We start from the raw sequence: 12,854 nt of genomic DNA on the forward strand, positions 1-12,854 counted from the left end.
ACTACACAAACAAAGTCCACCTGCGTGGACTAACGAAAAATCAAGGCTTTTGAACCCACGAAGGTGGGTTTCGTCTGTGTAGCTGCGACTTCTAGTCGCCCTTGCAAGTAATAAATTAGACTTTTCAAACACCCTCTTAGTCTGATTTTCAGGCTATTTCTGAACACAGTTCAGTTAAGCATTTTTTCTTCCCTCCGTGTCCTCTGTGCCTCTGTGGTTAGTTAAAAAAGAGTTTTACACTTAACACTAAGTGAATTATTTCTCTTCCTTGAGTAAGTTTTGAGCGCAAGCTAGTTGCAATTGAATAATTTCGCTCATTTGCTGACTGAAATCCTGTCTAGCTGCTAAGAAGTTTGTGTGGGTTTTGGTTAATTTAGCAGTATTGTTACTCAAGTTTTGATACTGAGCTTTTTTTAAATCATTCATGCTAATTTTTTCACCAGATTCTTGATTTATGTTGGGCTTTAAGATTTTTGTTGACTCAAAGAATTTTAGTTTCTTTGACAATTCCAAACCGTTCTCCATGATCGTTTTCATGGTATTTTTCTGTAGCTTGGGTTGGGGTTTGGAGTAAATCTCTGTGGGTGCTATTTTTTCCGTTGTCTGTAGGGAGTTGGTGATTTTATACTCTGGCTGAGTAAAAATTGTTTGCTTGTGGTTATTAGCAAAAATTTTCCGATTTTCTGCATTTAAAATTGCAGAAGTCATGGAATTACCACCTAATGTAACTTCCCTCAGTGCAGCTTTTTTTTGTTGAGTGTTTTCCAAGGATAAGTTATATAAAGGAGCGAGATTCAAGTTTACTTGATGACTCAATAGTTTTGCTAATGCTTTAATTAGGGAGGTATGATCATCTGTACCCCGTCGGTTTAGGGATACGGTAAGATGTTCTTGATTAGCTAGATTTTTATCTATCCAGCGCGAACAAATACCACCAGCACCGGCTTCAATAAAGATTTTTGCACCGTCACTATAGACGCGATTAACTAAGCGGGGAAAGTCGAGTTGTTGACATAATCCTTTGGCAATCTTGTGAGCAATTTCTTGGCTGTCAAGTTCAATTGATTGATATTCAGCCGCAGAATAAAACTTAATTCCCGGTATTTTTCGCGCTGGTATAGTGTATAATTTTTCCAACTCTTGAGATTCTGATTGCATTGCTTGACAATGAATTACATGATCAAAAGGAGCAGGAAAGGAATTACAACCCAGGGTTGTAATTACTCGTTCACACGCGGCTGGTTCTCCGGCAATTAATACTTCTTCTGCTGTATTAATCTGTGTCAAATAAACGTGAGTTTCATTTTTTAAACATTCTCTAACTTGGTCTGGAGTAGCCATAAGAACGTAGTTAGCCCATAACTTATTTTCTGGAAATATGTCAGTTTTTGGTAATCCCCAATACTCACGGACAGCATTTTTAGGACCTGATAATCTATCTCCAAATAAAGCTGATGAGTTAAATGTGTGACTGACTTCATAAAAATTGCTCCATACTCCTTGAGCAACCATCATGCTAGTTTCACCTAAGCTATATCCGAAGATATATTTAGGTTTAATGTTAAAATCCTCGGTGATAATGGTGGAGATTAATCTGGTAAAAAGCACTTCTGCTTCAAACATTGCCCAGGAATCATCCAACAATTTCTTTTCTAGAGTTTCTAATTGTCGAGTTGACAATTTACTCAAACTTCTCGGAAATACCAATTTTTCCACATCCGCAGCCCGTTCATAAAGACTTTTGATAATGGCATCATCTAAGACTTTAGGAAATAAACGGAAAAGACTCCGACCAATACCCAGATAAGTATTAACAGCGGCGGGATAAACAAAGGCAATTTCTCCATCTTTACCCAGGGGTTTTGGTGTAAAATAACTACCTATGGGGGTTTGCCAATCTTTACCATTTGCAAAGGCATTAGTTACACCTTTTTTCGCAGAATTAATTTCTTTGATTAATTCTTTTTGATTGCGTCCAGTTAGAGATAAGGTGTATTTACTTCGAGAATGCTGTTGAAATTTAACAAAGGTTTGACTCGCAATATTTTTGAGAGAATCAGTATTTTCAATTGTTGCTTGCAAATTATCTAATGCTGTTAATAAGCTAGATTGATCATCTGCGACAATGGGTAATAAATACAAAGGTCTGGATTCTAAATATTTGCTGGTGCGTTCTGGTTGCTGGGTTTCTTCTGATAAAATAATATGGGCAAAAGAACCGTCACAACCAATACTATTAATTGCAGAAATTCGAGATTTGACTTCTTTTTGCAAAAACCAAGGTCTAGACTCAGTAGCAACATAGAAAGGACTACCTTCCCATACTTGCGGTGTTTTGACACCAGACCAATTGGGTGTTCCAGGAATATATCTGTGATAAATACTCAGTGCAGTTTTAATTAAACTGGCAATTCCAGACGCAACGAAGGTATGACCAATATTGGATTTAACGCTACCTATAGCGCAGTGTAACCCATTGCCAACGGCAGGATAAGCTTGGAGGATACCGTTAATTTCAGCTTCGTCTTCTGCGGGAATACCACTAGCGCAGACTTCCAAATAATTGACTTTTGTGGGTTCAATGCCGGCTTGTTGAAAAGCTTGTTGACAGACTTTGGTAATGGTATGGCTATCTACAGCCATTGAGGCAGATTGACCAATGCTAACACCATTAATTACTGCATAGATACGTTCATTGTTTGCTAACGCCGTATCATGACGTTTAAGAACTACTGCACCTGCACCTTCTCCCACATTCCAACCATTGGCTTTTTCGTCAAAACTTAAAGTATTGACTCCTGTATTAATTTTGCCAAATTGACTTCGCAATAAAACGTTTTCTACACCTCCTGCTAAGTCAACAGCACCCACAACTACAGCTTCTACTTCATGAGTATCTAGCAGCATTTGCGCTAATTCTAAGGCTTTGAAAGCGGCTGTTTCGACAGCACTAATGGTAAAAGATGGTCCAGATAAATTCCATAAAGAGGAAATTCGACTAGCCATAATATTGGTAACGTGGCTGAGATATTCACTCAGTTCGACTTGATTGTGAATACTGTCTTGAACTATGCCTTCTAATTGATTAATTTTTTCTGGTGATAAGGCAATTTCTGCCTCATTTAAACCATCTTTAAGTTGCCAAGATGAATTCCATCTTTGCTGGAGTTGGTGTACAGATAATTCTGTATCTGCGGCAATAATTACCGCTACGTTGCTATTAGGTGAAATTCCCGCATCTTTGAGGGCATGGTCAGCAACCCTTAATAATAAAAGTTGTTGTGAGTTGATTTTTTCAACTTCATTAGGAGGGATTTTGTACGCTAAAGTATCAACTTCAAAATTATCAATATACGCTCCCTGGGGGACTTTTCCAGCTTCTAAACCATACTCTCGCAGTAAAGTTTCTTGTTCATTAATACCATGCCATCTTGATTCTGGTAAAGGAATAAAATGTTGTTTTCCGTCGTAAATGCTGCTCTCAAAGGCATCTAATTCTCGACATTCTCCAAAAAAGGCATCCATGCCCACAATTGCCATTTTGGCGGTCTTATTTTGCTGAATATTCATTTGCTTACTTCCCCTGTTCTAGAATGATATGAGAGTTTGTTCCACCAAAACCAAACGCACTTAAAGCTACTCTTTTAGTTCCTTGACTCGGCCATTTCGTAGGCGTTCTAACAATGTTTTTTGGAGAGATAACATTGTTTTCTGAACCTATAGGTTGAGTCACATTAATAGTTGGAGGAATAGCGCCATGAGACATACTTAAAATTGTCTTGGTTATGCCTACCATGCCGGCAGCAACAAGTAAATGACCAACATTTGTTTTTGTTGAACCTACTAATGATGCTGCTTTATATGGACTAAAAAATTCTTCAATTGAGTTGCATTCGGTGGTATCTCCCAATGGAGTACCGGTGGCATGGCACTCTAAATAATCAATAGTTTGGGGGTTAAGTTTAGCTTCAGAATAAGCTCGTTGATATGCCAGAGTTTGCCCTTGAGGATTAGGACTGAGAAGATGTTTTCCTTTACCATCATTAGATAGTCCATTACCACAAATTGTTGCCAGAATCTTGTCACCATCTCTAACAGCATCACTATATCTTTTGAGCATTACCATGCCAATTCCTTCGGAGGTAATTAACCCGCGTGATGATTTATCAAGAGGACGACTAATGCCATTATCTGGATATCCTTGAATACCAGAAAATAACATTCTAATAAATAATGGATCTGAACAACTAATAGCACCAGCTAACATCAAATCGGCTTTACCAGATTGCAGATAATGAGATGCTAATTTAATGGCATAAAATGATGAGGAACAAGCAGCATCTATACAGAAATTGGTTGCAGATAGAGAAAATGCTTTGGAAACTATGGCAGCGGGTAAACCGGAAACCATAGCATTGTATGGAGAAACTTTTGTAGAGGTTGATAAACCTCCTAAATGAAAGTGTTTTTCCTGTAATAATTCACCAATTGCAGGTTGAATATTTTGCTGATAAATAGGAGCAAATAGACTATTAGAAGCTTTAGTTGGTAATCCTAAAGTTCCTAAAATTACGCCACATTTTGCCAGTGCAGTTTGATTTTCCCAATAGCCACTTTGAATAATGGCTTGTTTAGCAGCATATAATGACCATTTGAAGGTATTATCTAAGCTTTCAATAAATGCCGCAGGTAAGTTATACTCGTTAGCATCAAATTTAAAGTCGCGGATAAATCCACCTCTTTGAAAGTAGAATTTTTCCGGTTTACCTTTATTTGGATCGTAAAATATAGCGGGATCTATTCCCAAATCCGCTACACTTATAGATGATGTAGAATCTTTTTCTGCTGTGAGATTCTGCCAAAATTCTTCAGGATTATTCGCATCGGGAAATAGGCAAGATAACCCGATGATTGCTATTTTTTCCACTTTTGAAATCCTCATTGGGGGGTGAGGGAAGGAGATATTATTTACTCTTTTCCCTATGTTATTTAGGATTTACGCGATTCCCCAATGTTTACGGATTTATGGACGCAGGAAGATAATTAAGAGAAATTAACCACGAAGGAGCGAAGAACACGAAGGAAGAAGAAAGAAGAAAGAAAGTAAATTGTAGGTTGGGTTGACGGAAGGAAACCCAAAAAAGGTTTAGAAATGTTGGGTTATGCCTTCGGCACGCTACGCGAACACTTCGTTCTACTCAACCTACTGGATTTAGATTCTTACTTTTTATTTAACATTTTCATTGGCCAAATTACGGCTTTTGCTCCTAAGATTTTGGAGTAGATTTTTCCTTCACGATTGTGAATAATGAAGTTGACTGTTGCACCTGTGTCGGTTTTGGCTATGATTTCACAGGAAACATAAAAGGGGACGTTAAATGGTACTGCTGCATACTGTTCACAGTATGTTAATTGTCCTGGTAAACAAACTTCTTTATGGATGTAATTTAACCATAACCATAATGTTTGGGTACTCAAATCAATGATATAAGGATTGTGCCATTTTACGGGGAATTGTCCTTGTTCTTTGGCTGTGATTTCCTGCCAACAACATTCGGCTGTGAGTTTTTTTGGGCTAATATTTAAAACTTTGGTAATTTTCTGGAATGCAGGTCCATGAAATAAGGATAAATCACCATTTTGATAGAAGTCTTTGTCCGTATCAGTAACGATATTATCTTCTCTGAGATCCATTGCTTCATAAATGGGTGCTTCTGGCATATTCTTTACGAGTCTTATCAAAGAACTAAAGTGATAATGAGTTCTACCTTCGGGGGTTTTGCTCAATATTTTGGTCTGAAATTCGACAAAATCACCATCAACTTTGGCAATTTCTTTTAGTTCTAAAATATGTTCTTCAGCTAAGGTAGAATTAAAGGTGATGCCTTTTAAAACTTTGAAGTCTTGGCAACTAAAATATGTGTACCCTGGATAAAGTTCTTCACAGCCATTTACCATCCATGATTTAGCACAGGTGGCTGGTAATACTGGTGAACCGGCAATTGTATGATCGTGTAAAAAAGGGTTTTCTGCTAATGTCATTCGTCTGCGAATGCGATAGCTCCGGAGTTCTGAACCTAAAGGAGCAGGTGGTAGTTTCATAGGACTACCAATGACAACTTGTGGATAATTTTGATAGGCTGGATGCAGTTCATTAACTAACATTTGTGTGCCAATTTCTACGGGAATAATATCAATTCCTCTTTCGGCAAATGCTTTTTTTAATTGTGGTGTCACCATGCCACTATCCCAACCACCCCAGTTAATTGCGACTACATGACAATTGGGGTTATATTGTTTCATCAAATGGGCTGATTTACTGAGAATTTCGTTAGCGATCGCATAATCACTTTGACCGATATTACCATAAAATCCAGTCACGGAAGAAAACAATACTAAATGTTGTAATTGCTGGGGATTAACACAATTGAGGAGATTTTCTAAACCCTGAACTTTGGCTGTGTAAACTTTCTCAAAATCATCTTCTGTCTTTTTTTCAATTAACTTATCGGCTAAGTTACCAGCACCGTGAATAATCCCGGTAATTTGACCAACTTTTTGAGAAATTTCCTGGAGTTTCGCTTGCAAATTCACAGTATCAGTGACATCAACACTAATATATTCAGCCGTTCCTCCTGTCGCTTCAATAGCTGCTAAGGTTTTTTTAATTTCTCGACTAGAATTAATTTGATTAAATATCTTTTGTACCATCATGGGTGTTGGTTTCTCACCTTGAGAAATCAAATTTTCCATAATGCGCTTTTTCAAAGCCGAATCTTCAAAACAATCACTAACATATTCCGGTTCTGCGGTAATTTCAGAACGACCTAAAAGAATAAATTTACAAGGTTGATGTTGAGCTAATTTAATCGTACATTGAGCAGTGATTCCCTTTGCCCCACCACTGACAACAAAGACAGAAGATGGACTAACTTGAACTGTTGCAGTCATAAATCCTCACGTAAAAAATCAAAATATCAAACAGAATCTAAATCGAAAAATCATCCCTCTCTTCTTCTTTTCTTCCTTGGTGTTCTTCATCCCTTCGTGGTTCATTTAATCCATATTCTTCGAAAAAGAAGAGAATAATTGTTGAAATATAGCAATCCTATTTGAGTTATGAACTAGGTTTTTAACGAACCACAGAGGCACAGAGGACACAGAGGTAAGAAAATAAGAGATGTTCACATTTTATTTAGGATTGGTATAGTGGGTAATTAATACCCACTATATAAATTATTCAGCTTTAGCAACTAGGGTTACTCTTCCTTTATTACCATAACCAACTTCCCCAATGTAGCGATTAGAATCATGCAATTCAGCAACGATATATTGGGCAGATTCGTGAGGATCTAAAGTGGGATTGAGGTCAATTGCTCGGAAGAAGACTTGTGGCCATTCCCAGCGCAAACTTTTTGTTAAACCAAACAAACCGGCAGCGATCGCACTAAAATTAGTTTGATGTCCTAAGCCAAATTCACCGTCAAGATGGGCAACTGTACAAAAACTGGTTCTTCCTGGTAAAGATGCGGCATTATTCAAACTTGCTTTCAGATGTTTTGCCATTAAAAACACTTGTTTAAGAATCCCCTTTTCTGCTTCGGGATAGGAAATATGTCCAGGTTTTTCCGGTGTAAATTGAGGGTGGAGGTGAATAAATGCCCCAATCGGTCCGTGTTTAGTCGTCACACTTTGCAATAATAATTGCAGATGTTGTTCACTCATATTTGCCAAGGTGACGCGGGTAACACCTACAGGTAATGGCAATTGTTCGGGAACTAATGATTGGGGGAAACTCAAAACTACTACTTTCCAACCTTGTTCTATCAGTGCATGGGCGAGTTTAGTGGTAGTTAAAGAACCATCATCTGTAATTAAACCAATGTGTCCTTCGGGTAGCTGCGCTTCTAAAAAATCTGGTCTGGGTAAGGTTTTAAGTTGAGCAGGACGACGGGGAAGATTAGGATCTACGATAGGTGGTGGGGTTAAATCAACCACTTCAGGAGAGCCTGGGCGGGGAGACCCCGCCCCTACGGTGGGTGGGATGAGGTCAACTATCGAGTTAACATCAATGTGCGGCTTTTTTTTTTCACCCCCCACCAGTGATTGGAGGTAGTTAACGATTTGTCCGATTGTCCGTAGGTCGCCTAATTCTTCTATATTGGGTTTGGGTAAGTCAGGATACGCTTCCTGCATGGCTCCCAGTATTTCTACCCGTTTGATGGAATCTATCCCTAAGTCGGCTTCCATGTCCATGTCTAGTTCCAGCATTTCCACCGGATAACCTGTTTTTTCACTGGTGATGTTTAACAGGGTTTGTCCTAAATCTGCATATTCGTTACTGTCACCTGTCACCTGTAACCTGTCACCTGTTCCCTCTAAACTGTCACCTGTCACCTGTAACCTGTCACCTGTTCCCTGTCCTTGCAGATATTCGACAACTTGACCAATGGTACGTTTTTCTGCCAGTTCTTCCAGGTTGGGTTTAGGTAAGTTGGGATATAATTCTTGCAATCCTCCCAAAATTTCTACTCGTTTAATGGAGTCAATTCCTAAGTCCGCTTCCATGTCCATATCGAGTTCTAGCATTTCGATAGGATAACCAGTTTTCTCGCTGGTGATGCTTAATAGGTTGTTAGCTAAATCATCCAGATTTAAGTTGCTGCTTACAGGTGCGGGTTCTGGGACAAATGCAACTGGGGACTGGGGAATAATAATTGGTTCAGGTTCAATGACTGGCGCTGCAATTACAGGTTCTGCAACTTTAATTACTGTGGGAATAGGTGCTTCTAATTGAATTTTCGGCTCAATTACTGGTACTGGTTGGGGGGGGATAATATTAACGGTGGGGGTAGGGCGGGGAGACCCCGCCCCTACAGAGGGGGCTGCTTGGGTGTCAGAAATAAGTTGAGAATATTCTTCTTGAATGAGTTGGAAAAAGTGTTTGGTATATTCTATCTGTTCCCGCAGATATTGTTCATGAATACGGAGGGTTTCACCTTGTTGGGAATGAAACTGAATCATACTCCGCTCTAAGCTTTCCATAATTACTTGCTTAATTTGAGCGGCTTCAGTGGATGATTTAGCATTAGCAAATAAGGTGTTTTGCTGCTGCATTAATTGAAAGAAGGTTTTGGCGTATTCTATTTGATGGTTGAGATATGTGCTGTGAACTTCTAAATTCTCGCTTTGGTTGTGCTGGAACTGGCTCAGAAGTTGTTCTAAGCTGGTGAGAATTTGTTGGCAATTTATCAGTTTATCAGGTGTTTGCATCTTCTCGCTGGATTGGGGTGCGAACAGTTGTGGATTGGATTGTTTTTGAATGGTTGCAGTGGTAGTCATCTGATGCTGTAGCTGGAACTGGGTTTCAATGAGGGGTTGTTTTTTATGTCCGTTACCGTTACCGTTGCCGTTATGTCCGTTGGTTGAGGGAATTTTGGCAATTACAGGAGTTTGTATTTCTAAACTCTTGAATTCCTGAATTTCTTCCAAATTGGGCGCGGAGACCGCGCCCCTACGTTCCTGAACTCCTGAAATTTTGTGTCCGTCCTGTAAGGCTTCTTTGAAGGCGTTTTTGGTTTTGTCGGAAATGTAGTTGATGCCAGTTAATTTGACGCTGAGGGTCTTTTTGGTAGAAACGGGGGGAAGTACGGCAGGAAGTTTGTAGGGGTCAAGATTGCCCAAATTCATGCCAATGACGCGCAATTGGACGGCGGCTTCTCGGAGGGAGCGATCGCTGTTTTTGGAGGCACTGGGATTGAGAGATATGGTAAGATGGGGGCGATCGCCTAAAATATCTTTTACCAAGTTACTCAACACCCGTTTGGGTCCAAATTCTACGAAGCAATAACCACCAGCGGCATAGATATTTTCAATCTCCTGTTTAAACAGTACTGAACTAGCCAAATGGCTTTCTAAATTCTTTTGAATCGCCGCTGCATTTTGCGGATAATGTTTACCAGTGACATTACTAAAAACCGGAATTTGCGGACTTTGGAAAGTTACCGATTTAGTGGCGATCGCAAAGGATTTTTGTGCGAAAGCAATCAACGGAGTATGAAAAGCCGCAGACACAGGCAATAAAACTGCACTGTATCCTAATTTTTGGCAAGCAGCTTGGATTTTCTCAATTTCCAGCTTTGGACCGGCTAAAACAATTTGGGTAGGAGAATTAAAGTTAGCAATACTTACTTTCGGAAACTGTTTCAACAGCGGTTCAATTTTGCTGATATCTTCTTTCACCGCCAACATACTACCAGCATCATGATCTGGGTCTTTGGGTGCAGCCATAGCCTGTCCTCTAGCCTTCACCAGGAACAAATAATCAGCCTCACTCAACACTCCAGCCGCCCATAAAGCCGTTAATTCTCCAAAACTATGACCGGCGGCGAAATCTGCCTTAAAACCAGCCTGTTGCAAAATTCCATACAAACCAGCACTAAACACCCCAATTGCCGGTTGGGCATATTCCGTTCTTTGCAAAGTTGCAACTTGGGCTTTTTTCTCAACTTCATCAAAGCTAGAACGAGGGAAAACCACTTCAGAAACCGGTTGCAAATTACCCTGCTTAAACAGATGATCCATCTTCCCATATAACTGTCGTAAGCTAGGGAAATTCATCACCGCTTCTCGTCCCATTTCCAAGTATTGAGAACCTTGTCCAGAGAATAAAGCGACAACCTTTCCACCCAAATCCATGCCAGCAGAACGGTAATAAATACCTTGAGGATGTTCCCAAGAAATTGCATCAGCCTTACTTTTTAATAAACCAATTCCAACTTCCAGCAACTTACAAGCCTCTTGTAAATTATCGGATACAAATCCAATTCTGACCGCAGTTTTAGGAATAGTTAGAGATTGACAATCTAGAACTAATTGGGAATAGAATCTTTCCCCATCATCAGCTTGCAAATTATTTAAAGTCACTTCTAACTTGCTAATTAATTCCCCGTGAGTAGCACCAAACAACAGCACCTCACCCGGATCACCATGTAAACGATAGGAACTTTGTTGTTCCGGTTCGTATTCTTCCAAAACAACGTGGTAATTTGTGCCACCAAAACCAAAGGCACTCACCCCCGCCCGTCGAGGAGTTTCACCTTCTGCCTTTATCCAAGGTCTAGTTTGAGTATTTAGATAAAAGGAAGAATTTTCAATATCTAATTTGGGATTTGGTTCAGTAATATTGATAGTTGCTGGCAATATTTTATGATGCAATGCTAGGGCAGTTTTAATTAAACTAGCAGTACCCGCAGCGGCTTTTGTATGTCCAATTTGGGACTTCACACTTCCCAAAGCAATATGTTGTTTTTGGCTGTCATATTTGCCAAAGAAATCCTGCAAAGAACTAAATTCTGTCGGATCTCCAGCCATTGTTCCTGTACCATGTGCCTCCATTAAACCCACAGTAGCCGGAGAAAAACCAGCATCATCATAAGCCCGTTCTAAAGCCTTAACTTGTCCTTCTTTTCGAGGGGCATAAATACTCTTATAACGCCCATCACTAGAAGTACCAATTCCCTTGATTACCGCATAGACTTTATCCCCATCTTTTTGGGCATCTTCTAAGCGTTTGAGGAGAATCATCCCAATCCCTTCACCTAACATCATCCCATCGGATTTAGCATCAAATGGTTTGACATTATCGCTAGGAGTAACCGCAGGAGTTTTGCTGAAGGAAATGTAAGCCATGATTGTGTTATCGGTGTCTACCCCACCAGTTAACATCATATTGCTACGATGTTCAACTAATTCACTAATGGCCATTTTTAATGCCCCAAAGGAACTAGCACAGGCAGCATCAACTACACAGTTTGTCCCACCAAAGTTGAGACGGTTAGCAATTCTGCCAGCAACCACATTTGCTAACATTCCAGGGAAAGCATTTTCATCCCATTTCACATAGGCAGATTTGATTTTATCAACAATTTTTTTAGTATCTTCGTCAGACAAACCACTGCTTTTTAGCACTTTTTCCCAAATGGGATATTCTAATCTGGCAGCTAATGGCATTCCCAATTGTTTGCCCATAGCCACACCCAGAATTACACCAATATTTTCGCGGCTAAATTCACGGGAGTCACCATAGCCAGCATCTTCCATTGTTTCTTTAGCAACTACCAAACTTAATAGTTGTGAAACATCTGTAACTTCTAAAATGCTGGGAGGTATGCCAAATTCCATCGGGTTAAAATCAACTTCAGGAATAAACCCACCACGTTTACAATAAGTTTTATCTTCTGCTGTTCTCGGATTAGGATCATAGTAATCTTCTACACTCCAATGGCTAGAAGGAACATCCGTAATACAGTCAATTTTATTAACAATATTTTGCCAGTAATCTCTTAATGTTCTCGACTGAGGCATTAAGGAACTCATGCCAATAATAGCTATAGGAGTTGTGTGCAGTTTTCTATTAATTTCCTTATTTGACATAGAATTTATTGAGTTTTCTAAGTTTTCTGAATTCATTTTTCCTTCCTCTATAAACTTCAGCACAGCCTGTTCAAAACTATTAATTTGGGCTTCTAATTCCGTCAAAGAACTTTTTATGGTGTCTATCTTTTGAGGGGGGCAAGACATAGGACATAGACTAATTTTGAGTACCGTGAATTGTGCAGCAGACTATTGACAGATAGTTATCCAATCTGCATTTGTGCGTGCCGCAGGTAAGTTTAAATGCTTGACTTAACAAAATTTTGAGTATTTTTTGGATATTTTTCCACAATTTTAGAATCTTGTATTCGTGAATAAATACTAGAAAATACTCAACTTGTGAATAATGAAATCCAGTCAGCAAATTGTAAAGTTTGTAGGGGCGCGGGGCTTGCGCCCTCGATTATATTGCACCAAGC

The 12,854-nt window shown here is 39.4% G+C and carries 4 protein-coding genes; all 4 read right to left on the minus strand.

Features of this window, described 5'->3' with window-relative positions; genetic code table 11:
- Positions 1-255 precede the first annotated feature (255 nt).
- Positions 256-3,570, minus strand: a complete 3,315-nt coding sequence (locus PN471_RS04840; protein WP_271775880.1) for a type I polyketide synthase — start codon at positions 3,568-3,570, stop codon at positions 256-258.
- A gap of 4 nt (positions 3,571-3,574) precedes the next feature.
- A complete protein-coding gene (locus PN471_RS04845; protein ID WP_271775881.1) occupies positions 3,575-4,927 on the minus strand; it encodes a beta-ketoacyl [acyl carrier protein] synthase domain-containing protein in 1,353 nt (450 codons plus the stop codon).
- 293 nt (positions 4,928-5,220) lie between these two features.
- The gene (locus tag PN471_RS04850) at positions 5,221-6,951 is read right to left on the minus strand and encodes an SDR family NAD(P)-dependent oxidoreductase (RefSeq protein WP_271775882.1); all 1,731 of its coding nucleotides are present in this window, start codon (positions 6,949-6,951) and stop codon (positions 5,221-5,223) included.
- A gap of 285 nt (positions 6,952-7,236) precedes the next feature.
- On the minus strand, positions 7,237-12,582 hold the full coding sequence (locus PN471_RS04855) for a type I polyketide synthase (protein WP_271775883.1): 5,346 nt from the start codon (positions 12,580-12,582) through the stop codon (positions 7,237-7,239).
- Positions 12,583-12,854: the final 272 nt, after the last annotated feature.

The organism is Aphanizomenon sp. CS-733/32 (assembly GCF_028330045.1).
GTDB lineage: Bacteria > Cyanobacteriota > Cyanobacteriia > Cyanobacteriales > Nostocaceae > Dolichospermum > Dolichospermum gracile.